Source organism: Terriglobus albidus, from assembly GCF_008000815.1.
Taxonomy (GTDB): Bacteria; Acidobacteriota; Terriglobia; order Terriglobales; family Acidobacteriaceae; genus Terriglobus; species Terriglobus albidus_A.
Map to the genome: position 1 here is coordinate 2,651,008 of NZ_CP042806.1, position 26,609 is coordinate 2,677,616.

Consider the following 26,609-nt stretch of genomic DNA (forward strand, 5'->3'; position numbering starts at 1 on the left):
TGTGAGGAGACGAGTGATGAAAAACTGGGCTATGGCTGCAAGCATCGCCGCGAAGTCAGTCGCGGTAGTTGGGCTGGTATCTGCGATCACCGCATCGGCGCAGTATCCTCCACCCGCGCCAATTAACCTGCAGCAGACCACTCCGCAGAAGCTACTGGGTTTGGCCAAGGAGAACCTGCCGGAGACCAGCGGAACCGTTCTGGTGAAGGGGGTGAAGCAGCCCGTCCGTATCGTGCGTGACCGGTCTGGCGTGCCCCACATCTACGCGCAGAATACGGCCGACCTGTTCTTCGCGCAGGGGTATGTCGCTGCGCAGGATCGCATGTGGCAGCTCGAGATGTGGAGGCGCATGGGAGAGGGCAGGCTCTCCGAGGTGCTGGGGCCGCGTTACCTGGAACGCGACCGCTTTGCCCGCACGCTCCAGTACCGCGGCAATCTGCAGGAGGAGATGGCGAAATACCACCCGGAGGGGCAGGTCATCTTCGAATCGTTTGCCCGAGGAGTCAACGCGGCAATCGTCGAAACGCTCGAGTCAGGAAAGCTGCCGATTGAGTTTCGCCTGATGGGTTTTAATCCGGAACCCGTATGGACGGCGACGACACTGCTCAACCGCATGGTGGCTTGGAGCTTGACGCGCAATGTTGCCAGCGAAGTGGCGCGTGCCCTGGCGCTCAAAAAGGCAACTGTTGCGGAGGTCGATCGCGCTCTGGTCACCGATCCCGTGCATAAGACGGTCGTGCCGGAAGGACTCGATCTGGACGATATTACTCAGGAGATCCTGAACATTACGCGTGATGCCGGCGATCTCCGTTGGAAGTTTCAGGAGAGCAGTAGTAAATCTTCCACTGCCAGTTCGCCGACGACCGATCAGCAGAAGCTGGCGGACCAGACTCTGTCAGCACTCACGGAACAGATCGCCGGGAACAGTGATCTCGGCAGCAATAACTGGGTCATCGGCGGAGGTAAATCCGCGACCGGAATGCCGCTGCTCGCCAACGATCCGCACCGTGAGGTAGTGAACCCGTCACTACGTAGCTTTGTTCATCTGGTCGCTCCCGGCTGGAATGTGATCGGTGCAACCGAACCTGGGCTTCCAGGAGTCTCCATCGGTCACAACGAGAATGTTGCGTGGGGTTTCACCATCCTCGGTGTGGATCAGGAGGATCTCTACGTCGAGGAGACGAATCCCGAAAACACAGCGTACCTCTACAAGGGAAAGTGGATTCCATTGAGCGTGGATCGCCAGTTGATCCGCGTGAAAGGGAAGCCTGCCCCAGAGATCTACGATGTGAGATCGACGGAGCACGGCCCGCTGCTGTATCTGGACGCGAAGCGCCACCGCGGATACGCGCTGCGTTGGGTAGGCTCAATGCCGGGTGGTGCGGGATACCTGGGAAGCCTGAATGTGATGCAGGCGAAGAACTGGGATGAGTTTACGAAGGGCGTCGCAAAGTCCTGGTATCTCCCGTCACACAGCCTTGTATATGCCGATGTGAAGGGGAACTATGGCTACATTGCCGCAGCTGCGTCTCCGGTTCGTAAGGGTTGGGATGGTCTGCTGCCGGTTCCCGGTAAAGACGGGAGATACGAGTGGCAGGGCATCGAAGCGATGGAGTCGTTGCCACACGAGTTGAATGGCAGTCGTGGTTACTATGCTTCAGCGAACAACGATGTGGTGAGCCGGTATTTCTCAAAATACCAAAGCTCGCTCGGCTATGAGTACAGTGCGCCCTATCGCTTCGACCGCATTACGGAGGTACTGAGCCGAAAGCAAAAGTTCAGCCTGGACGATATGGAGCACCTTCAGTTCGACCACAAGTCGCTGGTGGCGGAAAAGCTGGTACCGATGCTGAAGAGTGTTCCTGCCTCAGAAGTGGCAACACGAGATGCCATCCATATGTTGTTGGGATGGAATTTGGATGTCTCCATGGATTCCACAGCCGCGACGCTGTATGAGTTCTGGTACTACAAGCTGGCGGCAAAGGTGTATACGGCGAACCTGCCGGAGAGCCTGAAGGGAGAGATCAAAAGTACCGATCCTCGTCAGGTGATCAGTTGGCTGTCCTCGGAAAAGGATCTCACCAAACGCAATAGCATCGTGACCGCAGCTCTTGATGAGGCTGTAGCGGAGATTCATAAGCGATTCGGAGCCGACCCTTCTGCCTGGGCGTGGGGAAAGGTCCACAAAGCCGAGCTGCGCCATCCCCTGGAGAATGACAAGACCGCCGTTGTCTTTCATCTGGATCCCGTATCGCGTGGAGGAGATGCGTTTACCATTCAAGCGACAAGTAACGTTAGCCCCGCAGGCTCTTCAGAGTTTCATGGGGCCTCTGCCATGTTCGTCCTCGATCCGCAAAACTGGGACAGGTCGGTGGCTCTGAATGCGCCCGGCAACCAGGCTAATGCAGGCGCAAAGCATGCAACCGATCTTGCCGCGGGGTGGGGCAATGGGGCGTACTTCCCACTTGCGTTTTCCAAAGCGAAGGTGGATGAAGTCGCCGAAGAGACGATGACACTCGCTCCTTACAGCGAAGCGGAGGGCAGCGATAAAGATGCCGCCTTTGAACGCGTACAGACGGACATCTTCAACATCCCTGCTGCTGTGACCATTGTCGTTGGTGATTATGACAATGACGGCTGGCCGGATATGTATGTCGGTTATCGCAGCGACATGAACCGCTTGTATCACAACGACCACGGCAGGTTTGTCGACGTAACGTTGTCCAGCGGCATCATCGATACCAACGAGGTTCGCTCCGCCGCATGGGGTGATTACAACGGTGATGGGCTGCTCGATCTCTATGTCGGCTTTGGAATGACGTCAACGGTGCCAAACAGGCTATATCGAAACGATGGCAACGGGCATTTCACAGAGGTTGCACTTGCAAGCGGTCTTTACGATACAGGAGAGTCGAGACAGATTAGTTTTGTGGACTACGATAACGATGGCCTGGTTGACCTGGCGGTCGCCTTCCGTGAGAAGGAAAACAAGATCTATCACAACGACGGCAACGGCCACTTCAGCGATACGACCGCGAAAACTGGCCTGGGCGATCCGCGCAAGACCATCGCCGGCGTCTGGTTCGACTATAACCAGAGCGGACATCTAAGCCTGTTTGAAGCGAATCAGAACGGCGACGCCAATGGTTTCTACGTCAATGACGGCAACGGCCACTTTACTGACAAGGCAAAAGAGCTGGGAGTCGCGGCGGAGAACCGTGGCATCAATTATGGAAGCGTCGGCCTTGGCGTAATTGATATCAACAACGATGGTAAGCTCGATGTCTTTGCCGCCAACTATGGGCCTGCCTGGTTGTTGATGAACGATGGAACCCGGTTCCACGACGTAGCGCCTGAGGTGGGTCTAGGTATTAACGCCCATCTGGTCTCGACCGGGTGGGGTGACTATGATAACGACGGCAAGCCTGATCTATATGCCGATGGATACCTGAGCGGCCACGAGAATATCCGCGACTATCTGTGGCACAACAACGGCGGCACGTTTACCGATGTAACGCCCGGATACATGCTGAAGCACGATGCCGATCATGCTGTGGTCTGGGTCGACTTTGACAACGACGGCGCACTCGATCTTGCGTTGGCCGATCATGAGCGCGAAGGCGGAGTCAACCTCTATCGCAATGTGCTGCCGGTAGGCGCTCCCGGCCGATCGCTGGCTGTACTTGTCCTCGACGATCAGGGGCATTACTCGCGCCCCGGAGCCGAGGTGAAGGTCTACCGCGCCGGGACAAAAGAGCTGCTTGGCTATCAGCTCGTCGATACTGGAAGTTCCTACAGCTCACAAAGTGCGTTGCCGCTGTATTTTGGTTTCGCGCAGCCGGCACGTGTTGACGTGGAGGTCATCAACCTCACGCAATCCGGTCGTAAGTCCACCTGGGTGCGCAATGTGAACCCGGCGGACTATCACGGGAAAATGCTGCAGGTGAGAGCAATACGTTAGTCTCCGATGATCGGAAGGGGCGGAAACGTTCAATCGTTCAAGGAAACGCCCTTCCATCCAGCACTTGCGCGAAGGATCGAGGGCTTATCGGGCAACGCCCCGCCTGCCTGTGTCCAGGTGGAGGCGATAACCCTTGTCTTGAAGGAAAGATAAAGGTCGTGTTAAGATCGCGATCAACAGCGCACTTCAGCATCATTTCTAAAGAAATCATTCCTTCCCCATAGTTGTTGGCTTGGCAGCTCACGCTATCGGCGAAGCTCCATCCATGCGTATGAGGAGAGTTCGAATGGATTTCCGAATTAGCCAGTTCCGATCTTTCCTCGTGCTTGCCGAGACCCTGAACTACGCCAAGGCAGCCCGGCTGCTGTATATGTCGCAGCCGACACTCACAGCACAGATCAAATCTCTGGAAGACAGTTTTGAGGTGCGTCTGTTTGAGCGCTCCCGGCAGGGTGTCTCAATCACCGCTGCCGGCAGAGAGTTACTTGGCGTAGCCAGAGGCATTCTTGAGCAGGTGGAACAGGCCGGTAATCGCATGAAGCAGGCCGAGGCCTCGCAGCCAGTGCGCATTTGCTGCAGTCAGGCCGGACAGTTTGAAGTGCTTCCAAAGCTGCTTCGGACGATGGCAGAGCAGCACCCCGAAATCCAGATGGAGTTTAAGGCAATGGTGCCCGGCGAAAGGTTGCAGGCTTTGCAATCGCGCCGTGTCGATCTGTTGATGATGACCTTGCCGGTTTATGCCGAGGATGTCCAGTTTGAATATCTGTGCTCGGAGTCTATGGTCGCGGTCCTGCCAGATCGTGAGCCCTACTCTTCAATGACAGAGATCTCCGTCGCGGAGTTTGTCCGTGAACCGCTGCTGACAGTCAGTGCAAAGGAGTGTTTGCGATGCACGCCTCTGGCGCTGGCCGCGCTTGCGCAGCACGGCGTTGCTCCAGTGCGCCTGGTCGAAGGGCCGATCGATCACAATGCGCGGCTTGCGATCGTGGCCGGCGGCAGAGTAGCTGCCTTGGCGGGCAAGGCCTCGTCACAACTTCATTTTCCAGGAGTGATTCGTCTCCCGTTTCGTGAATCGGTGCAGGGATCTCAGATGGGAATGGCGTGGCGCAATGAGGAAGTCTCCGAAGGGCTGCATCTGGTCATGGAAGAACTTCGGCGTTTGACGGGTGGGCAGCGCGAACCAGTTGTTTCTGTCCGCAACTCCGAAGTGTTTCCAGCGCGCATCAGCGCATAGCGCCTCGATTCCCACAGAGGAAGGTAGAGCACGATCAAGGAGAGCGGAAGAGAATGCATTCCCGCAAACATCTCGGTGGATTTCTCCTGCTCTCTTTCCTGTGGGGAAGCACGTGGGCGGCGATTCGTGTCTCCGTAGAACATATGCCGGTGCTGCGGTCGGTCGCTCTCAGGTTTCTTATCGCGAGTGTTGTGTTGCTGGCCGGGATGAAATGGCGCCGGGAGGCATTACCGCCCTTGCGTGAGTGGCCGACGCTCGTCGGCTTCAGTCTGCTCACGATTGTGATTCCGTTCTGCATAATTGGGTGGTCCGCGGGGCGCGTCTCGACCGGCCTGACCTCCATCCTTTTCTCGGCCTCACCCCTTGTGGTTTTGGTCCTGGAAGTCGTCGCATCTGCGCCATCACATCGCCGGCGTCTGAGCCGGGGTGTCCTTGTCGGTCTTGTCTGCGGCATCATCGGCATAATGTGTGTCATGCACTCCACCAGGTCGTCGTCCTCGCAGATCGGCGGTGTGGCGGCAATTGTGCTGGTTGTTTTTCTGGGATCATGGTCGAGCATCACCGCCCAAAAACATCTCAGGCATCTGCCACCGTTAACGGTCAGCGGATGTCTTTCCGTAAGTGCTGCAGTCCTGATAGGTTTGGCCAGCCTGCTGTTTGACCGAGGCAAATCCACGAGGTGGGACATAAGTGCCGTCGAGGCTATCTTGTTTCTCGGCATCTTCAGCAGTGCCGTCGGCTTTTTTCTTTTCTACTGGCTGCTCCGCGAAGTGCGCCCGTACACCCTTGCATCCCGCTATTTCCTGATGCCTGTCGTCGCAGTATCGGAAGGGGTCATCTTTCTGGATGAAGCTATTTCGCCCTCTCTCGTTTTGGGCGCGATTTTGATTCTTGGCTCGCTCGTTCCTGTTCTTCAGGAAAGAAAAGCAAGTTTCGGAACGGAGTGACAGTCCATCTCCGTTTGCCCTGGCTAGGTTTTACAAGATGGGGGGAGCGTAGCCTTACCGGTTTCCCATCAGACGTTTCAATCCGTCATGTTGATAACGGCTCATTCTGAGTTGCCGGCCGTCTTCCAGCACTACGACATGGAATCCGTTGAACCAGGGATGAACCTCTTTCACTTTGCACAGGTGCACGATGGTGGAGCGATGGATTCTCACGAAGTGCCTAGGATCAAGCTTCTGTTCGAGTGACGCCAGAGAATCGCGAATTTCGAACTGGTGTTTACCAGCGAGGATTCGCACGCTGTTTCGCTCAGCCTCGAAATAGCTCACATCCTCAACCTTCACAAACGTCACACGACCGTTTGAGGAGACTGCGATCCGTTCAAGATATTCCTCTTGCCGGCACAGCTTTCGCAGTGCCTCGCGCCACTCAGGCTCCTGGCTCTCGGTGGGTGTGCGTTTGATTCGATCGAGAGCTCGGCCGAATGCCTTGTTGAAACGTTCTTTCCCAAATGGCTTTAGCACATAGTCGACGGCGTGTGCGTCGAATGCCTGTACCGCATATTTGTCGTAGGCCGTAATGAAGACAGTTGCTGGCATCCGTTCTTCACCGATCGCCGACACTACGTCCAGTCCAGTCATTCCCGGCATCTGCATATCGAGGAATACAAGATCTGGTTGATGCCGTTCAATCGCTTCGACGGCTGTAGAGCCATTGACACACTCGGCTACGACCTCGACCTGGTCATGGTCGCGTAGAAATCCCTGGATGCTGCGCCGTGCCAGTTGCTCGTCGTCTACGATCAGAACTCGAATGCTCACTCAGATTTACCTGGAATGACTGGAAGAGGAATGCGGCGTGCCGGAATCGAGATTCGTGCGGCAACGCCCGTTGGTTCTAACGAATCAAGAGAAAATGTTGCGCGGTCCCGATATAACGTCTGTAAGCGTACGGTTGTATTCCGCAACCCTATTCCATGCTGAAAGCGGTTCGAACTCTTATCGAGCACCCCGTTTCTATTCACTACATCGAGATGAAGGGAATCTGTCTCCAGGTAGATTCTCACTTGAATCGCGTCAGGTCCTTCGTGCTTTCCGATGCCATGGCGGATGGCGTTCTCGACCAGCGGTTGAAGGATTAGCGCGGGGACGGCATAATCCATAAGGTTCGGCGCTACCTCGATAGAGGAGTGAAGCCGATCACCGAAACGCACCTGCTCGATGCCGAGATGGCACTCCAGGAAGGTGAGCTCTTTTTCCAGGGGAATCTCGGGCGTCTCTTCCTGCTCCAGAAACGCACGCAACAACTGGCTCAACCGGAGCAACATATCTTCCGCGGCGTCTGGATCATAGCGAAAGAGTGTAGCGATTGAGTGAAGCGTGTTGAAGAGAAAGTGCGGATGGAGCTGCATCCGCAGGAGGCTCAAACGCGTCTGAGCCAACTCCGCGTGGAGCTGTGCCGTCTGCAGCTCCCGCCGTCGGGCATCCTCGTAGTAGTACCAGGCCTGCACCAGGCCGATCACCATGCAATAGGTCAGCAGGTTGTAAAGAACATAGTTCCAACTCCGCACCAGTCCTGAGAGGATGCGGTACTCGGCATCGCCCTCGTTTGCATAACGGTGAACAATCGCCGCGACTGCCTGATCCTGGAGCGGACGCCCCGATCTGACCAACTGGAAGGTGAATGCCTGGACGGCGCTGGTGAGCAGGCCGGCTCCGAGAGCCACAACGATGTAGAGGCAAAGTGCTTTGACGATTGCCTTTTCGCGCAGGCGATATCGCGCGGCAACGTACAACACGATCGGTGACAAGGCTGCCCGCGTGTACCAGACCGCCATTGACAGAGTCAGATAGGCCAGTAACGGTGTGGTGTGACCCGCAAACAGATCGTAAATGTACCATTGCCCTGCATTTAGGACGACGACCATATTCCAGGCGACAAAACAAATCACCCAGAACGAACTGAGTCGCACGAGCGATCGATTGGATGTGGTCGCCGAAGGAGTCATGAATGTGCTCCGTATGGTTGCATCATGCGATTGTTGTAGCTTTAATGCAAGCCTAACAGCGTCCTAATACGATTCAGCCTCGGATTTCTACGATTCAGCTCAAAGTGCTCGGCAAGATTTGCAGTCTGTTTTAGATTCAAGTCATACACGATGCCAATTAAGTTCTCCAGTGATGCTTTTCGCGTTTTTGGAAGACCCTGGACAGGCTGCTCTTCAGCACAATCAGCCTGGTTTGAGCGTTTTGTCTCATGCGTCCGTAGAGCCGAGCCACCGCATGGCCGATGTCGTCTGGATAACGGGAAGTAAAGCCCGGTAGAGGACACCTTGATCTCTCCTGCTGAGTGCCCGTTGAAGCAATGACTTTTTGCAGTGTGTTGTACCTGATGCTGTAGTGTGCCCGCGCACGAGCCGGCGGCAGGTACCGCCTTATCGAAGTCCGAATCACTGAAACTGAAGCCCTAAGGAGCCAAGCGTTGTCTTGCGTCCGACGCCGTACTTTCTCTATCGCTGCAGTGTGCTTTTCCGTCAGCACCTTTCTAGCCGGAGTCCAGGCTCAGGAGAGAGTTGAGGACAGGCGTGCCTTTATCTGGCCACAGGCCGCCACAAGCGACGATCCCCGTCACATCCCGATCCGCCCTGAAGTTACGGTAAAAAAGCCTGTACTCGTGCTCCGCGGCGGACGCGTATTTGACTCGGTTAAGACCGATGCCTACGCAGCTACTGTCGTCATGGAAGGGAAGTACATCAAAAGCATTCTCCCTCCCCAGGATACGAACTGGCCCACAGACGCGAAGGTAGTCGACGTCACAGATAAAACAGTGATGCCCGGGCTTATCGACCTGCATGTCCACATCACTTATCCGGACTCGTCAACACCGGTCGACGAGCAGGCAAGCGAGGGCGCAGGTGTGCTGCGTGGGCTGACCAACCTGCGCTACTTCATTGAGAGTGGCTTTACTACGGTCCGCGATATGAATGGTGTCTTGAACGCGCCCTTCCTGCTCAGTGAATGGATGGCGGAGGATCGTGCTCCCGGCCCGCGTGTCTTTGCCGCCGGCCACATCATTACGGGAACCGGTGGACATGCCGCCGATCGGCCTATCAGCCCGATTCATTCATCGGCATTCGCGCAAGAGGTCGATGGTCCTGACGAATGGCGCAAGGCAGTCCGTCAAAACTTCAAGAACGGCGCGAACGTGATCAAGATCGCGAGCATCTTCTCGCCGGGGGAGGTGCGGGCGGCGGTGGAAGAGGCCCATGCTCTCGGGCTGCGCGTCACGTGTGACTGCGAGACGTTCTATATCAGGTGGGCAATCGAAGCGGGTGTCGATATGATCGAGCACCCGCTTCCTCGAACTGATGAAACGATTCGTCTGATGGCGCAGCATCACACCGACGCAGACCCGACGCTGCAGGTCTATCAGAGCCTTCTTGATAGTTCGGGAGGCTATTACGGTGTCACCTCTCGCAGGTTCACCCTTGGCAGCCAGCAGGACTTCGATGTCTTCAAGAAGATGAAGGCCGCCGGCATTCGCCTGGGAGTCGGTACTGACACCATCGGCAACGCAAACGCGTTTACTCCAAATACTTACATCGCGGAACTGAAATGGTTTGTAAAGGGAGGCTATACCCCTTCCGGCGCGCTGATCGCGGCCACTCGAACGAACGCCCAGATGCTCGATGTCGGCGACAAGCTGGGAACCTTGGAGCCCGGAAAGTTGGCCGACGTGATCGTTGTCGATGGAAAGCCTGACCAGAATCTTGACGATCTGAAGCAGGTCAGCATGGTAATCCGCGACGGCCTGGTCATGGTCGATCACGGTCAGATCAACGTTCCGCCACATGTTCCAAAACCTCTTTTGAAAGCATCCCCTCCCGAGAATGTGCACTAGCAGGGACTGTCAATGCCAGTGCAGTTTTGAAATCTGTCGACGACCACAACCCTGATTCGGAAAGGACACCATGAAGAACAGTGTTTTTGTTGGGCGGGAAGTTCTTTTGGGCGATGTTGCAGGGGCGAGCAGAAAAGCTCCTCGATGCGTGTTGCGTGGTTTGGCCATCCTGTTTGCCTTTGTGGTTGCATTCTCCGCGCCGCCCTTGAGCCATGCTCAAACTGGGGGCGCTCTGGCGGGAGAGGTTTCGGACGCGAGCAAATCTGTCCTGACCGATGTCACCGTAACCGCGACTGCTGCGACCACCGGCCAAGTGCAGACGGTTAAGACCAATGAGAACGGACTCTATCGGTTTCCGTTGTTAACGCCTGGATCGTACGAAGTAACATTTATACTTTCCGGCTTCAAGGAGCTAAGGGCCAAGGCGACGGTGGTGGTCAGCGAGACGGCAACGCTGGATGCCGTATTGCCCGTAGGAGGTGTGAATGAACAGGTGGAGGTCAGCGCCGCGGATAACAGCGCGCTGCTGCAGACAGATACCTCTACCCTGGGCCGTGTCGTTGATGAAAAGACGGTGCAGGAGGTTCCCTTATCCACAAGAAACTTCACCCAGTTGATGACGCTTTCCCCGGGAACCTCTTCTAACGTCAATAACGCTGGTTCCTTGGGAAGAGGAACGCAGACGATCTATGCCAACGGCGCCAGAGCCGTATCCAACAGCCTCACGATCGACGGAATTGACGCGATCAATATTCACAGCAACGGGCTTGCTGAGAACTCGGTTTCGTCAAACGGCGTTGCCGTGCCATCCCCCGAGGCCATCCAGGAGTTCAAGGTTCAGACCGGAATGTACGACGCGCAATATGGAAGAAATGGCGGCGCGAACACGGCACTTGTGACCAGGACCGGGACCAGTCGCTTTCATGGATCCATCTATGAGTTCTTCCGCAATGACGCATTGAATGCGAATACCTTCCTGTTTCGCCAGAACGGCACAAAAAGAGCAGTTCTGAAACAAAATCAGTTCGGTGTCTCATTGGGAGGACCTGTCATCGCAGAGAAGATGTTTTTCTTTGCGAGCTATCAAGGGACGCGGCAGGTGAATGGCCTTGCCGGCTCGAAGACTCTGAGTCTGCCATCCGGTCTTTATGGTTCCATGCGGACTGCTGCCGCACTTGGCGCCGCATACGGAGGCAAGACGGGGACCAACGGAGGCCTCGCCATCGCGAATGATGGCTCGAATATCTCTCCGGTTGCACTCGCGCTTCTGAACTACAAGCTACCGAACGGGCAATACGTCATTCCGAGCCCGCAGTCGTCAGCGACAACCAACAACTATTCCGTTTCAATTCCGTCGCGATACACAGAAGATCAATGGGTTGCGACGATCGACCATAGCTTCAGCACAAGCAATCACTTCACGGTTCGCGGCCTGCTTGCGAATCAGCCTCAGTTCAATTCATTTACGACTGCAACAGTAGCTGGATTTGGACAAACCCAGGACTTCAAGTCCCGTGCGTTCAATCTGACAGATGTGCATGTGTTCAGCCCCCGCGTCGTCAATGAGGCCCATGCGGGGCTGATGCGCATTATGGGAGCGCTCGGTGTGGAAAACGTAATTCCAATCGGATCGATCGGAATGAGCCGGTTCAATTCATCGATCTTCAATAACATCCCAACGATTGCCGTATCAGGAAGCTCCGGAACGTTCACGCTTGGATATAGCACGGACGGGAATCAGGCAGGACACCAGAACACCTTTCAATACACGGACACGGTGTCTGTAATCGAAGGAAAGCATAGCGTGCGTATTGGCGCTGAACTGAGACGATATCAGGACAACTACAACACCTACAACCGCACGCTGGGTACGATCACGCTGTACTCGTTTCCTGACTTCTTGCTCGGGCGTTCTTCTGGAAGCGTGGCGAGCGGTGGCAACGGCTTGAGTACGTACGGGGCATTGAGCAATGCCAGCGTAGCGAGCAATATCGGTGTCCGTAACGACCGGTTGACCGACTATACGCTGTTTGTTCAGGATGATTGGAAGATCTCCCGTAAACTCACCTTCAATGCCGGACTTCGCTGGGACCGTTATGGTTCTGGTGTTGATCAGGGTGGACGAAACGGGAACTTCGTCCCTTCGCTTTACACGGCTCCTCCCTCCGGTGGATACACCAGCGCCGGTTTTGTTCAGTCAGCCAATGCGCGCAAGTTGCTGAACGGGGTTCCGACTGTCAATCCGAGGCTGCTGAGTCATGAGATGTGGAAGAACTTCGCGCCTCGCGTAGGCTTCTCTTACCAGGCCTTACCCAGCATTGTGGTGCGCGGCGGCTATGGCATCTTCTTTGATCGGCTGTCGAACCAGATCAGCCTGAGAACCGCGCTGGCTCCGCCTAACTACATCAAGTCCGATCTGTCGGGGACCAATGCGAATGGGGCGAGCCTCGCCAATCCGTTCCCGGCGCTGCCTCTGCCGTCTGCCTTGCCGACCACGCCACTGCTGCCTGACCCCTTCACGTTCCCGGCAAGCAGCCTGTTGGCAACCAATGCGGTTGATCCGAATATGGGAATGCCTTACATGCACCAATATGTAGGGAATGTCCAGTGGGAGGCACGAAAGTCGTTACTCCTGGAAGTTGATTATGTCGGAAGCAAGGGAGTGAAGCTTCCGAACCAGATGTATATCAATCAGGCCCGGATTGCGTCCGCGTCCACCCCTGTCAACGGAGTGACTACGACCACAACGGCTTCAGCCAACCTTGCCCAGCGGGTGCCTTTCCTCGGGATGAGCCCGAACGGCCTGACTTACCTGATGACCAATACGGACTCGCGGTATAACTCGCTCCAAGTGAGTGTCACCAAGCGGCTCTCGCACGGCTTGCAGTTTCTGGCTTCGTACACGTACTCGAGATCCGTGGATGACAGCTCCGGCAGTAGCGGCTCAACCTTCGTGAACTCCGATGGCGATCAGATCGATGTTCATCAGGCAACTGGCAGATCGGACTTCGACCGGCCACGCAGGTTTGTTGTTAACTACATCTACGATGTGCCGTACGTGGGCTATCATCTGCAGCGCAACGCCTTCACCAACGCCTTGTTTGCGGATTGGCAGCTTACCGGTGTAACCACCCTGCAGGATGGATCGCCCTTCGATCTGACTGATGCGAATGGGGCGGCGTACTACGGGACCGGTACGTCCCGTGCATCGTTTGCTTCGGGCAAAACAATCGCGGACGCGAAGAAGAACGGTTCCGTAACAAGCCGCTACAAGGCCTATTTCAATACCTCGGCCTTCGCAAGTGCAGGGAACTATTACGGGAATGTCTCAAGAAACGCTCTTCGGGGCCCGGGACAGGCGAACTGGGACTTTGCGGCGTTGAAAAGCTTTCAACTCTTCGAGGGCGTCAGGTTCCAGTTCCGCTCTGAGTTTTTCAACGTCTTCAACCATACGAACTTCGCGAACCCCTCGTCGGCGATATCAAGCAGCTCCAGCTTTGGTGTGATCTCTTCCATCATTGGAAATCCAAGGGTCATCCAGTTTGCGGGTAAGGTGACGTTCTAGCACAGGCCAGACGGCGGGCGACTTTTGAGAAGTCACCTGTCGTCTCTTTCAGCATAAAAACCTAGGGAGGCATGATGAAGGAGCTTGCTATTGTTGTGGCCGGATGGGCAGTAACCATGTGTGCAGTTGCTCATGCGCAGAACTCCAAGTTCAACGGAAGCTGGAAGATCGTGAATGCCAAGTCGAGCTGGAGTGATGGGAATTATCCCAAGAATATGAGCTTAGCCATCGATCTTGTTTTTACCGAGGAACAGCTCACCTACCATTCGGTCAACGATACGAATAAGGACAAGCCGGCATCCGTTTCATTCACGGCAGGTATCGGCGGTAAAGCCTTTCCGCTATCCGGAAGTCCGCGTTATAACCAGGTGACACTCAAAAAAATCAGCGATAACGAGTTTGAACTTCTTGAGCTAAAAGATGGAGATGTTATCGTAGGCGCTTTATGGATGTTCTCGCAGGACGGCAAACATCTCGTCCGTTGGGGCGTGGGCAAATCCCCTGAGGGCAAATCAAAGGCGTACATCGAATACTTTGATCGCCAGTAGCTTGGCGATCGTTCTTAAGTGCAGCCTTTCCGTGTTGACGATTTTCAAAATTGACGAGCAGGAGAAGCACAATGAAGACCGCCGGCCATCTTGTATTGGCTGCCTTACTGAATATCACTGCTTTGGGCAATGCCCAGACGTTGACCGCGATCAGGAATGCGCGCGTATTCGATGGGACTGGAGCCGCAGCGCAGATCGCAACGGTTCTGATCGCCGATGATCGGATTAAGGCCGTTGGCCCAGAGATCCAGATTCCTAAGGGGGCACGGGTTATCGATGCTGCCGGCAAGACATTACTGCCGGGTTTCTTTGACCTTCACACCCACCTCAACGCATCTGCCGGATCATTGTCGGCGGACTGGCAAAAGAGCGCAGCCTCGTATCTCCTCTCCGGCATAACCACCGTCGATGAGTTCAGTGCAAACCGGGAGATGTATGCCCCCATACGCAAGTTGGTCGCGGATGGAACGCTGGTGGCGCCGAACATCAACTTTGCAACCAGGATAAGTACACCCGGTGGGCATGGTGCAGAAAGTGGCATGGGAGAGTTCACAACCGTGGAGGTGAACACGCCCGCAGCAGCCCACCTGGCAATGAAGCAGATCCTGCCCTATCACCCTGATGTCATCAAGATCTTCACGGATGGATGGAGATACGGAACCACGCCTGCGCTGAGCAGCATGAACGAAGCTACGATTCACGCGATTGTCGAAGACGCACATGCAGCCGGTATCAAGGTGCTTACGCATACGCTGACCGTTGAGGGTGCAAAAGCCGCGGCTGGTGGTGGTGTCGACGTCATTGCGCACAGCATTCAGGATGGGCTTATCGACCAGGAACTGGTCGCCATCATGAAGGCACATCATACGTCCTATGTGCCAACGATGGCTGTCTATGAGGCAAACAAGCCCGCGGCTCCGACGCCATTGATGCTCTCAATCATGGAGCCATTTTTGCAAACGGAGATGGCAAAGGGCTTCGAGACCAAGAAACCTCTCACGCAGGATAGTCCTGGATTCAAACGTTGGAGCCAGCTTCAGCAGAACCTTCGGACTCTCTATAGCGCGGGAATTCCCGTCGCGCTCGGAACCGATAACGGTATGCCGTCAACCCCTCATGGCTGGGGATCGCTGCGGGAGATGGAGCTTATGGTTGCCGCGGGTCTCACACCTTCCCAGGCGCTTCAGGCTGGTACCCGCGTCAGCGCAGAGGTGTTGGGAGTCGACAAAGACAGGGGGACAATCGCTCCCGGAAAGTTGGCCGACCTTGTCTTGATTGATGGCAGGCCAGACGAGACCATCGCCGAGGTGGAGAAGACGGATGCGGTTTGGCTCGCCGGCAAACAGGTTGATCGGCAAAAGCTATTGATGATGTTCCGCACGGATGACCTGGTGCAGTTCCCGGTGATTGTTCCGGACGCTCTCATAGACGATATGGAACGGGAGGATGGCCGCAGCAATCTCGCTACTCTTAAATATCCCACCACCGATGCCGGCGCCGACCATAGCCAACTGCTGCTGCAGCAGGTTGTGCGAACTGAGGGCGGAGGGCATGCATGGCTGGCTACAGCAAAGATGGGGCCGTCATCCCGCAGCTATGTACGCCTCAACCTTCCCCTAACGGCCGGTGAGATTGAAATTGCCGACGTGTCGAAGTACAAAGGCATCGAGTTCGAGGCGAAGGGTGAGGGAGAGTTTCGTTTGCTGCTGAATTCGTTTAGCGTTCGTGACCGGCACTTCCCGGAGGCCCCATTTCGTGTAGGCCCTGCATGGACGAAAGTACAGGTCCCGTTTACGGACTTCAAAGTAAATCCCAGCGGGACGGTCAACCTCCGCGTACGGGGGCTGATGTTTCAACTGGAAGGCGCACCCGGCAGCAGAGAGTGGCTGGAGCTTGATAACGTTCGGCTTTACTAAAGCACGCCATAACCCTATGGAGAAGTGAAATGCTTTCAAAGTGTATTCAGCGTTGCGCGCTGATGGTGGGTTCTACTGCCTTTGCCACGTTGTTCCTTTGCACTGTATCGATGCGCGCTGAGGAGCGTAGCGGTATCACGTCTCCGAAGGAGGCGCTGGGCTTCAACATCGGAGACGATTATCACGTAGCGAACTATACCCAGCTTGAGGCTTACTGGAAGCAACTGGCCGCCGAGTCCGACCGGATGAAGCTTATTTCCATCGGTAATACTTCGGAGGGCCGGCCGCAGTACATGGCGATCATCTCGTCTCCGGAAAATCTGAAGAACCTGGATCGCTATCGTGCTATCTCCCAGAAACTCTCCCTGGCAAAAGACTTGAGCGACGCGGAGGCTCATGAGCTGGCAAAGGAAGGGAAGGCTGTTGTCTGGATCGACGGAGGGCTGCATGCTTCTGAGACTGTCGGTTCACAGCAGATCATGGAGTTGGTCTATGAGTTGAACAGCCGCACGGATGACGAGACATTACGATTTCTACGCGACGAGATCATCCTGTGCGTAGCGGCAAATCCGGATGGTCAGGAACTGGTCGCCAACTGGTATATGCGCGAACCGGTCCCGGAAAAACGGAAGGCGGACGGTTACGGGATGGGCGTGCCGCGCCTCTGGAATAAATACGCCGGCCACGATAATAATCGTGATTTCTTCATGTCTAATCTCGCGGAGACGACAAACATCAATAAGCAGCTCTTCCGCGTTTGGTACCCACAGATCATGTACAACCATCACCAGACCGGACCGGCCGGAACGGTGATCTTTGTCCCTCCATTCCGGGATCCGTTCAACTACCATTTCGATCCTCTGGTCCCGATAGGAATTCAGGCGGTGGGAACCGCGATTCACATGCGGTTTTTGGAGGAGGGAAAGCCTGGCTCGACCATGAGGAGCGGCGCCACCTACTCCACCTGGTATAACGGCGGACTGCGGACAGTTACTTACTTCCATAACCAGATCGGCATACTGACGGAGATTATCGGGAGCCCGACGCCCTGGCAATTGCCCCTCGTCGCCGCCAAGCAGCTTCCCAACAGCGATCTGCCCGCGCCGGTGAAGCCGCAGCTCTGGCACTATCGACAGTCCATTGATTACGAGATGACGGCGAACAGGGCCATCCTGGACTATGCCTCCCGCAACCGGGAAAAGTTGTTGTATGACATCTACCAGATGGGCCACAACTCTATTGAGCGTGGAGAGCAGGATACGTGGACCGTCTCTCCACAGCGAGTAGCAGCAATAGAGACGGCAGCCGAGGCGGAACGAAAGGCCCAGGCTCCGAAGCCTGCGGCTGACGGTCCGAACGCGAATGCTGGTGTTTCACCTAAGTTATATGACACGGTATTGCACGATCCCACCAGGCGCGACCCGAGGGTTTACGTGTTACCGGCAAACCAACCTGATTTTCCCACTGCCACAAAGTTCGTTAACACGCTCTTGAAGAATGGAATTACAGTTCTTCAGGCGACATCTGACTTTACAGTCGATAGCAAATCGTATCCAGCCGGTTCCTATGTGGTGAAAACCGATCAGGCTTTCCGGCCTCACATTCTTGACATGTTTGAACCGCAGGACCATCCAAATGACTTTCGTTATCCTGGTGGTCCTCCAATTCCTCCGTATGACGTGACCGGATACACGCTCGCAATGCAGATGGGCGTAAAGTATGACCGCTTCTACTCCGCCGTAGATGGTCCTTTTCAGGTGATCGTAACCGAATTAGCCTCTCCGCTTCCCGGGAAGATCTCTGGAGAGAAGGGCAAGGTAGTGGGCTATCTGGTCAGTCACGAATATAACGATGCGGTCATTCTTACAAACCGCTTGCTGAAGGCGGGCTGTGAGGTGTCCTGGCTGGAGAAGCCTGCTGCAGGGCTTTCGGCTGGAGCGATCTGGGTTCCAGCTACAGTGAAGTCTCGAACCATTCTGAGCAGTGCTGTGCAGCAGTTGGGAATCAATGCAATTGCCATGGGGAAGACGCCTGATGGTCCATCCTTGAAGCTGAAGACGGTGCGAATCGGTCTTATTGAGCAGTATGGTGGACTGATGCCATCTGGTTGGACCCGGTGGCTTTTAGAGCAGTACGAGTTCCCGTTCGATGTGGTCTATCCGCAGACGCTGGATGCAGGACATCTTCGCGACCGGTTTGACGTATTAATCCTTGCCGACGGCGCTATTCAAAAGCAGCAGCGGGAAGACACACTGCTCAGGCCGGACACACAGCCAAAGCCGGAAGAGATTCCTGTAGAGTTTCGCCCGTGGCTCGGGCGTATCACTGAGAAGACGACGCTTCCACAGCTTCAGCAGTTTGCAGAGAGTGGGGGAACGATCCTCACCATTGGCAGTTCAACGACGCTGGCTGAGCTGCTGCATCTTCCGGTCCATAACGCTCTCACGGAATTGAGGCAAGGCAAAGAAGAGGCCTTACCGCGCGAGAAGTTCTACATTCCGGGTTCGTTGCTGCGAGCACAGGTCGATACGATGACCCCTCTCGGATATGGTATGCCGTCGAGCACGGATGTCTTCTTCGACCATAGTCCTTCGTTCCGCTTGGCTCCTGACGCCGAGCAGAGGCATGTTCGGGCCGTTAGCTGGTATCAGGGGACAAACCTTCTGGAGAGCGGATGGGCCTGGGGACAACAATATCTGGATGGTACCGCTGCCATCGTCGAGGCCTCTGTCGGAAAGGGGCGGGTTATTCTCTTCGGCCCGGAAATCGCGTTTCGAGGCCAACCGCATGGGACTTTTAAATTTCTCTTCAATGGCATTCTGGCGGGAACAGCGGAACCGTCTTCTACAGATTCGGTTGAGAAGAAGCCTCATCGGCGTGAGGGGAAAAGGACGTGAGCTAGTCTTTACTCGAATATCTAATCCGGATTCGAGATTGTGACGTAACCACTGGACACCCCTCTCCAGGTAAATGACGAGCCCGTTAGCCGGTACGCCTGCGTGCCAGCTAACGGGTTCGTTTAGCTTTTAAAACGAAAGCCGGGCCGTGAGTGAGATTGCGCGTGGCCCGGCGTTGTCCTTGCTCTGCATGCTTGTGATCTGGCCGAAGCTTCCGGTTTCGATTCCGTTTTTAATGGATGAAGTGGCGAGGTCCAGCGATGAGGGGATATCGTAGTTGTGATGGTTGAACAGATTCTGGACCTGTGCTCCCATCTGGAACTTCACCCGTTCGGTGAAAACAAGACTCTTCATCAGCGATGTGGAGAAGGTATTCGTTCCTGGACCTACGACGCTGCCTACGCTGGCCGTTCCCTGGCGGCCGATATTGGCGGCCGGGTTAGCAAACGCGGTTGCGGTGAGGAAGTTGCGAATCCCTTTGCCGGAAGTATAGGGAGAGACTCCCACCACTGCATCCGGACGCGAGTAGGTGGCGAAGCCCTTCGAGATCATGCCGGTCCCCGTGGGGTCAACCGACGAGGTGATTGGGGTTAGGAAAGCGCCGCTTTGCTGCAAATAGTAGCCAGCAAGCTGCCAGTCATTGACCAGCGAGTTAAGCAGATAGCCGACGTTGGAGAGATATGACTTGTTGTGGCCGAAAGGGAGCTCATAGAGGAACGATCCCAGGAAGCGGTGACGGCGGGTGTAGATCACGTTGCCGTAATCGACACCCGGGTGGTAGATATCGCTGGGGATTCCGCCAATCTCGCTGGCATTGGAGGTAGGGTTGCTTCCACCTTCTTCAGAGAGATTGCGGGCGAAGGTGTAGCTCGACTGGAATTGGAGCCCATGCGACATGCGGTGGGTCCCTTCGATGGTGACCGCGTTGTAGTTGCTCGACGCGAGGTTGCGCACCTGGTACATGGAGTTCATCGTGGGGAAGGGGCGCTGGGCGGTATTGGGTGTTCCAGTGCCATAGGGCAACTGGTTGGCGTCGCCTTCCATGCCGAGGTTCTGGCCATGGCTTCCGGCGTAGGAGACACGCATTCCGGTGCTGAAGCCAAGGTCCTGTTCCACCGTAAGGTTCCACTGCTGGACGGTCGGATCTTTGTAGTTCGGTGTAATGGCGTAGTTGAAGTCGAGGCTCCCGGAGGAGGTAGCGTTGGGTGTGCCGAAGGGGTTCGGGAAGGAGAGCGTCGGTTTGCCGCCGGAATAAGCATTCGTATACGAGTTGACGGCGCTCGCAGAGACCGCCCATCCGCCCACGACGTTGCCTCCGAGGGCGCCGGCGATGAATCGCCCGAAGCCACCGCGGATCACTGTCTTATCGTTGTGCAGCGGACGCCATGCGAAGCCGAAGCGGGGTGCGAAGTCATCTTTGGCAACTGAGACCAGAGCCGATGAGATGCCGGCCTGGGCCGCGGTGAGAATCGGCATCGGAGCAATGCCGTTGCGGAAGCTCGCCAGTACATTGTTGTTGATTGCGTAGGCCGTAGGAACGACGACTACTCCGCGAACATTCGTGCCGTTGACGTTGGTGTAGGAGTCCGGCAGGAATTGCGCACTGTTCTCGTACTTATCGCGCAGCATCGGGTGGTATTCGTAGCGGAGGCCGAAGTTGAGCGTCAGTGTGGACGTGATCTTCCAGTCATCCTGCACATACATGGCATACGCATTGCCGCGGCCATTCATGTCCGGTGCAAGAACATCGGCCAGGTTCGTCGAGTCAGGGATGCCCAGCAGGAACGACGCCATCGGGACTGCGATGGTCTTGCCCACGGCGCTGCTTCCGTTGAACGTATAGCGGCCCAGGCGCGTGCTGCCGAAGACGTTGCTGGAGTAGGCATACATGCGCCGCCAGTCGCCGCCCATCTTGACGGTGTGTGCTTTTCTGGACCAGGTCAGGTTGTCGATGATCTGGTAGGTATTACTGCTGCCCTTGGAAGATCCCGTACCGCCAGCAGCGGTGAAGCCAGTGATACGAACGTTCGGAGAGGCGGCAGTCGAGGCGGAGATCAGGTTGGGGATGCCCGTAATGCCAAGCTTGGAGAAGTTGGTCGAGTTATCGCTGAAGGTCGTCTCGGTAATGAATTTGCTCAAACCCCCGCGGAGCTCGTTGAGCAGGGTCGGCTTGATGGCGTAGTTGTAGGCGACGGCGAGGCTGGTGTCTTTTTCGGGTCTGTTGAAGGTTCCAATCAGCGCGGAGCCGCCTGCGGTCGCGCTGCTGCTCGGTGGGGTAGTCACACTCCGCTGCTTGTAGCTGTAGCGGGCATAGATGTTCTGCTTCGTAGTGATGGTGCGGTCGATGCGGGCATCCCCCTGGTCAGAGGAGATGGGGGTTCGGAAGTTCTGCTGGTAGTTGTTGGTGATTGCGGTAGATGCTCCGGTATTAGGGAGAGGGTAGTAGGCATTCAGGAGATTGCGGGAGACGGCACTGATGTCGCCGCTGGGAATTTGGTTGCCGGCGTAAGGAACACCGGAGGCGTTCTTTATCTGTGTCGAGTATGCCGAGAGATCTCCGTTGCGCATCGCCTGCGTGGGAACGCTTTGAATGACATTGGTCTGTTGCGGTAGACGAAGCCCCTCATAGCTGAGGAAGTAAAAGGTTTTGTCGCGACCGTTATAGAGATGCGGAATGATGACCGGGCCTCCGTAAAAAAGGCCGAAGTCATTCATCACCAATTTTGGCTTGCGGGTGGCGAAGGGGTCCTTCGAGTTGAAGCCCGCGGTCTCGTAGTTGTCGAAGGCGCCGCCGTGCGCCTGATTCGTTCCACCGCGCGAGACAGTGGTGATGTCGCTGATGCCGCCGAACTCTGCGGCATTGGCATTTTGGCTGATGCGGATCTCTTCGATGGTGTTGAACGAAGGGAAGAGCTCCGATGCCGGAATGCTGGAGCGCACATTCATCGTGCTGATTCCGTCGACGGTGACGGAAAGCAGGCTGGGCTTCGCGCCGGCGACCGAGATGTTGCCGGAGGAGTCAGTCTGCACGCCCGCCTGGGATGTAAGGGTTGAATAAGGGCTGGTCGATCCGCCTGCCCGTGAGCTTACCGCCAGCGGAAGCGTTGTCAGTTCGATGCCGGTACGGGTCTCAGTCAGATTGGAGGTGTCTGTGTTGATGACGGCTGCGGCCGCCTCCACGGAGACAGATTGTGCTTCGGAGCCGACCTGCAGTGTGCTGTCGAGGCGCTGGGTTTCGCGTGCCTGCAGCGTCAGGCTGGTCAGCACCAGCGTTTGGAAGCCTGGGAAGGTCACGGTGACCTTGTAGCTCCCCGGCTCGATATTCAGGAAGCCGAACTGGCCGTCGGGCCCTGTAGTCGTGACTCTCTTGAGGTTTGTGCCTACACCTTCCAGAGTGACGGAGGCCCCGGCGATCACCGCGCCTTGCGGGTCTTTGGCCGTTCCGACAAATGCGCCAAATGTAGACTGCGCCTGCAGGCGCCCGGTGAATACGCCGATGCTCAAAAGGCAGAGCAGCGTCGAGATACACGCCGCAATGCGGAACATCCGTTTGCACGGTGTAGAGAGAAGACTGTGCATGCCTAACCCCTTCATAGGTCGAAAGATGTACTGCGATCGTGAAAGCTGACGACGGAACACGCCTAACCAGACAGAACTGCATAGCCGCGACATACTCTGGCGAGTCTGCGTAGAAGCGCACACCGGTGCATATCACCAAAGTCCTTTGGATGGACGGTGCGCAAAAAGACCAGAAGCTGCTTCTTGTGAGTTGAACCGTATACCAGATGCCCCGAAACGCAAAAGCACAAATTCTTTATGAGGGATAGAAGCTGAAGTTATCGCCGCGGCAGATTGGCGTGCTTCATAGCTTTGTCTTATCGGATGAAAAGAAATAATTATTTGCTTGCAGGCGGACTCCCGTCCTAGATTGCAGTCAGTTCCGTTGACCGGTTCCATTCCTTTTCCTCCTCTGCTTCAGCCACTGTGCTGGGAGCGAAGTGCCTGTACGCAACCGATGTCCGACGACAGCGGTTTTCACGAATCGAAACAAGCAGCTAAGGATAAGCATCTGGCATGACGAACATCAGAAAGCGCACTGCTGGCCATACGGTCTTGATGCTTATGGCAGCGTTGACCTTCCTTTGCAGTGTGTCCCTCTCGAACGCACAGCAACCTTCAAATGGGGCAGCGAAGCCCACCACAACACCCGCCGATGAAGGCTTGCCGGTCAAGGACCCGCTGGTGCAGCAGAAGTGCGGCGCGTGCCATCAGGCGGATGTCAAGGGAAACCTGAGCCGCATCTCCTATGTGCGTACAACGCCTGAGGGATGGGAAGAGGCCATCAAGCGGATGATCCGCCTCAATGGCCTGCAGGTATCGCCGGATGAGGCGCGCCACATTCTGCGCTATCTCAGCGACCGGCATGGTCTGGCGCCGGATGAGGCGAAGAAGACGGAGTACTTCGTCGAGCATCGCATGATCGACGAGACTCCAATTCCGGAGATTGACGGTCCGTGCGGCTCTTGCCATGCAACGGCAAAGCCGCTCTCATGGCGCCGTACCGGCGACGACTGGAAGCTGCTGAAGAACATGCATATCGCATTCTTCCCCAGCGCGGAGAACACTTCGTTCTCAGGCAACCAGAACCGTCTGGGCCAGACTCCCGGCGGTCAAGGTGGTGGCGGCAGAGGCGAACAGAATGCGCGCACCGGTCCTGACGGAAAGCCCATCCGTCCCGTAGACGATGCCATTGCATGGCTGGCGAAGAGCGAGCCGCTGCATACGCCAGAGTGGGCCAATTGGGAGACGATGATCCAGCAGCCGAAGCTCGAAGGTGTTTGGTTTGTCAGCGGAAAGGCTCCAGGCAAAGGTAGCTTCCATGGCAAGGTGACCATCAAGGCTACGGAGACGCCCGGCAACTTCACGACAGAGACTTCGGTCACGTATCTGGACGGAGAGACCTACACCGCTAAAGGGTATTCCATTGTGTACACGGGCTATGCCTGGCGCGGCCGCTCTGAGGCTCAGTCAAGCGCTGCCGGCGTTGGAGCTCCATCCAAGGTTCGCGAGGTCATGATGTTGTCACGCGACGGATCGAAGCTCGAAGGACGCTGGTTCTGGGGAACCTACGAAGAGTTCGGCATGGACATCACCATGACCAGAGACGTCGGCGCGCCGGCTCTTCTCGACATCAGCGCTGCCTCGCTCAAGGCCGGTACAAGCGGCGCGAAGGTCACAATCTACGGGCAGAACCTTCCCACGTCAATTACTCCTGCCGGCATCGATCTTGGATCGGGGATTACTGTCACAGGGGCGGAAGCAAAATCTGACTCTGTCACGCTGACTGTCAGTATCGCTGCGGACGCTATCCCCGGCAAGCGTGCCGTGACCGTCAATGGCCTGGTCTTGCCCAGCGCGATCGCGGTCTACGATCACATCGACTTCCTGAAGGTTACTCCCGAGACCTCGCTCTCACGGCTTGGAGATGAGCCGCATGCAAAGGGATATGCGCAGTTCGAAGCCGAGGCCTACGCCTTCGGACCGGATGGGAAGGCGATGACAGCGGACGATGTCCCGCTAGGTGTCGTGCCTGCAACCTGGAAACTGGAGGAGTTTGTTGCCTCCTACGGTGATGACGATGTGGACTTCGTCGGGAAGCTCGATAGCAAGACCGGCTTCTTTACACCGGCGTCGGACGGTCCCAACCCGAAGCGCAGGTCAATGCGAAACAACTACGGCGATGTCTGGGTGGTTGCCACCTACACGCCTGAAGGTCAATCGAAACCGGTTACAGGGCGTAGCTACATGGTCGTCTCTGTTCCGCAATACATCCAGTACGATCAGCCGGAGGTTGCAGGCAAATGAACCTTGCACTCGGAGAGTTTCATCGCTTCCGTGGGAACAGAGAGACGTTCCTTTACATGGTCAACAGCGGCGGCATCGTCGCTCTGGATGAGGTGTCGGACGTACTGGTCCAAAAACTAGAAGGCCGCACACTGAGCGGCGACGATCTGATTCGAGAGACTGTCGCCGATGGCTACGCCGCACAGGAGGTCGTGGAGTCGCTACGCGAGCTGTGGCAGCTTGGAGCTGTCTCGGATGGCGCGCCAAAGCCGGTCATCTCGCAGGCGCTGCCGGATGACTTTCCTTTGCAGAGTATCGTCCTGAACATTACGAACCAGTGCAATCTCTCCTGCTCCTACTGCTATGAGTTTGGTGAGGACAAGATCGCGACCCCTGACGGGAAGCCGAAGTTCATGGACTGGCATACCGCGAAGGCGTCTGTCGATTATCTGTTCGAGAGTGCCAGCTCGCGGGATGCGCTGCATATCACTTTCTTCGGCGGCGAGACGCTGATGAACTTTCCTCTGCTGCAGAAGGTAGTGGACTATGCCCGCGGCCTGGCAAAGGAGAAAAACGTCAGGATCGGCTTCAGTCTGACGACGAATGCAACGCTGCTGACAACGAAGATTATCGAATACCTTGCTGACAACGAGATTGGCGTTACGGTCAGCATCGACGGTACCAAAGAGATGCAGGACAAGTTCCGTATCTTCTCCAACGGCAAGGGCAGCTATGACGTCATCAAACCGAAGATCAAGGAGCTGATCGCGCGCCATCGCAGCCGCCCAATCGCTGCCAGGGTCACGCTGACTTCGGGCGCGAGCGATGTATTGAAGATCTACGATCACCTGAAGAACGAGTTCAACTTCCATGAAGTTGCCTTCGCTCCAGTTACCACCTCCCCAAACCGTCTGTACTCCATCGGAGAACCCGGTATGGATAAGGTGCTGGAACAGTTCAGTGAGCTGGCAAAGGACTACTTGCAATCTGCGCTTCGGGGAGAGCATCACGGCTTTTCCAATGTGAGCGACACACTCGCGGAGCTGCACCAGGGAGTGAATAAGTCGCTCCCCTGCGGTGCGGGGTTGGGAATGGTTGGCGTTGGTCCCTCCGGCGACATCGCTCCGTGCCATCGCTTTGTCGACTCTGACGATCACGTCATCGGCCATATCGATACAGGCATCGATATGGAGAAGCGGGGTGAGTTTCTAAAGAAGGGTAGGATCGACGGCAAGTACGACTGCCATAGTTGCTGGGCACGGCCGCTGTGTGCGGGAGGCTGCCATCACGAGGCCTTTGTCCGGTATGGCGATTCCGGTCATGCGAATCTCCACTACTGTGACTGGATTCGCGAATGGACGCACACCTGCCTCAGCGTTTACGGCGCCATCGCCGAAGAAAACCCAGCATTCCTGGAGCACTTTTCAGAGAGGAAGGCATCATGAAGCATCTGCGGGCGATCAACAGGAAGGCTGCTCGTATTGCCGAACAAACTTCGGCGGAGCAGAACGACATTGTGGCGATGCAGCAACAGCAGCCGCCGCCGCAGCAACCGCACGTCCCCATGGGATGTTCCATTGTCTTTTCCCCGGGATGGGAAGTCGACTCGGCCGGTGGTACGGCGGGCCTATGCCAGCCGGTGGAGCGGGACATCTTTGACTGCTACGTCACCTGCTTCTGGCCGGCCCAGGTTCCGGATCACCTGAACAACTATCCGGACTGGACCACCAAGTGCGCTGTCGCTACGAAGGACTGGCGCAACATCGACATCGTCTTTCCCTAATCTCGAACGAGGATCT

14 protein-coding genes are annotated in these 26,609 nt (G+C 56.2%); 11 read left to right on the forward strand and 3 right to left on the reverse strand.

What is annotated here, in order from left to right; genetic code table 11:
- Window positions 1–16 precede the first annotated feature (16 nt).
- The 3 genes from FTW19_RS10560 (at window position 17) to FTW19_RS10570 (ending at window position 6,142) form a co-directional block, all read left to right on the forward strand.
- Window positions 17–3,961 carry a penicillin acylase family protein gene (locus FTW19_RS10560; RefSeq protein WP_147647592.1) on the forward strand — a complete coding sequence of 1,315 codons (3,945 nt, stop codon included), beginning with the start codon at window positions 17–19 and terminating at the stop codon, window positions 3,959–3,961.
- Window positions 3,962–4,247: 286 nt separating this feature from the next.
- A complete protein-coding gene (locus FTW19_RS10565; protein ID WP_187143414.1) occupies window positions 4,248–5,195 on the forward strand; it encodes a LysR family transcriptional regulator in 948 nt (315 codons plus the stop codon).
- A gap of 53 nt (window positions 5,196–5,248) precedes the next feature.
- The gene (locus FTW19_RS10570) at window positions 5,249–6,142 is read left to right on the forward strand and encodes a DMT family transporter (protein ID WP_147647594.1); all 894 of its coding nucleotides are present in this window, start codon (window positions 5,249–5,251) and stop codon (window positions 6,140–6,142) included.
- A gap of 54 nt (window positions 6,143–6,196) precedes the next feature.
- Here FTW19_RS10570 and FTW19_RS10575 read toward each other — a convergent pair whose 3' ends face one another.
- Together FTW19_RS10575 and FTW19_RS10580 are read right to left on the reverse strand one after the other, a co-directional pair.
- A complete protein-coding gene (locus FTW19_RS10575; protein ID WP_147647595.1) occupies window positions 6,197–6,961 on the reverse strand; it encodes a LytR/AlgR family response regulator transcription factor in 765 nt (254 codons plus the stop codon).
- Window positions 6,958–8,148: a sensor histidine kinase gene (locus FTW19_RS10580; RefSeq protein WP_147647596.1), complete on the reverse strand. Its 1,191-nt coding sequence runs from the start codon at window positions 8,146–8,148 to the stop codon at window positions 6,958–6,960. The genes FTW19_RS10575 and FTW19_RS10580 overlap by 4 nt, the downstream gene beginning before the upstream one ends.
- 473 nt (window positions 8,149–8,621) lie before the next feature.
- Here FTW19_RS10580 and FTW19_RS10585 point away from each other — a divergent pair, with 473 nt between their 5' ends.
- The 5 genes from FTW19_RS10585 (at window position 8,622) to FTW19_RS10605 (ending at window position 18,966) form a co-directional block, all read left to right on the forward strand.
- A complete protein-coding gene (locus tag FTW19_RS10585; RefSeq protein ID WP_222705564.1) occupies window positions 8,622–10,040 on the forward strand; it encodes an amidohydrolase family protein in 1,419 nt (472 codons plus the stop codon).
- Window positions 10,041–10,188: 148 nt separating this feature from the next.
- Window positions 10,189–13,605, forward strand: coding sequence for a TonB-dependent receptor (locus tag FTW19_RS10590; protein ID WP_187143415.1), 3,417 nt, complete (start codon window positions 10,189–10,191; stop codon window positions 13,603–13,605).
- A 71-nt stretch (window positions 13,606–13,676) separates the two neighbouring features.
- Window positions 13,677–14,153: a hypothetical protein gene (locus FTW19_RS10595; RefSeq protein WP_147647598.1), complete on the forward strand. Its 477-nt coding sequence runs from the start codon at window positions 13,677–13,679 to the stop codon at window positions 14,151–14,153.
- Window positions 14,154–14,224: 71 nt separating this feature from the next.
- Window positions 14,225–16,069 (forward strand): amidohydrolase family protein, encoded by a 1,845-nt coding sequence (locus tag FTW19_RS10600; protein ID WP_147647599.1) that lies wholly within the window; start codon window positions 14,225–14,227, stop codon window positions 16,067–16,069.
- Window positions 16,070–16,098: 29 nt separating this feature from the next.
- Complete coding sequence (locus FTW19_RS10605) at window positions 16,099–18,966, forward strand: M14 family metallopeptidase (RefSeq protein WP_246153669.1); 2,868 nt, start codon at window positions 16,099–16,101, stop codon at window positions 18,964–18,966.
- 129 nt (window positions 18,967–19,095) lie between these two features.
- Here FTW19_RS10605 and FTW19_RS10610 read toward each other — a convergent pair whose 3' ends face one another.
- The gene (locus FTW19_RS10610; RefSeq protein WP_187143416.1) at window positions 19,096–22,545 is read right to left on the reverse strand and encodes a TonB-dependent receptor; all 3,450 of its coding nucleotides are present in this window, start codon (window positions 22,543–22,545) and stop codon (window positions 19,096–19,098) included.
- Between the two features lie 495 nt (window positions 22,546–23,040).
- On the opposite strand from FTW19_RS10610, the gene peaA reads away from it, so the two are divergent.
- Genes peaA through qhpC form a run of 3 tightly spaced genes read left to right on the forward strand, consistent with a single transcriptional unit; the run spans window position 23,041 to window position 26,593 of the window.
- The gene (gene peaA, locus FTW19_RS10615; protein ID WP_147647601.1) at window positions 23,041–24,831 is read left to right on the forward strand and encodes a quinohemoprotein amine dehydrogenase subunit alpha; all 1,791 of its coding nucleotides are present in this window, start codon (window positions 23,041–23,043) and stop codon (window positions 24,829–24,831) included.
- Complete coding sequence (peaB, locus tag FTW19_RS10620; protein ID WP_147647602.1) at window positions 24,828–26,255, forward strand: quinohemoprotein amine dehydrogenase maturation protein; 1,428 nt, start codon at window positions 24,828–24,830, stop codon at window positions 26,253–26,255. The genes peaA and peaB overlap by 4 nt, the downstream gene beginning before the upstream one ends.
- Window positions 26,252–26,593: a quinohemoprotein amine dehydrogenase subunit gamma gene (gene qhpC, locus FTW19_RS10625; protein ID WP_147647603.1), complete on the forward strand. Its 342-nt coding sequence runs from the start codon at window positions 26,252–26,254 to the stop codon at window positions 26,591–26,593. Before peaB ends, qhpC begins: the two co-directional genes overlap by 4 nt.
- Window positions 26,594–26,609 lie beyond the last annotated feature (16 nt).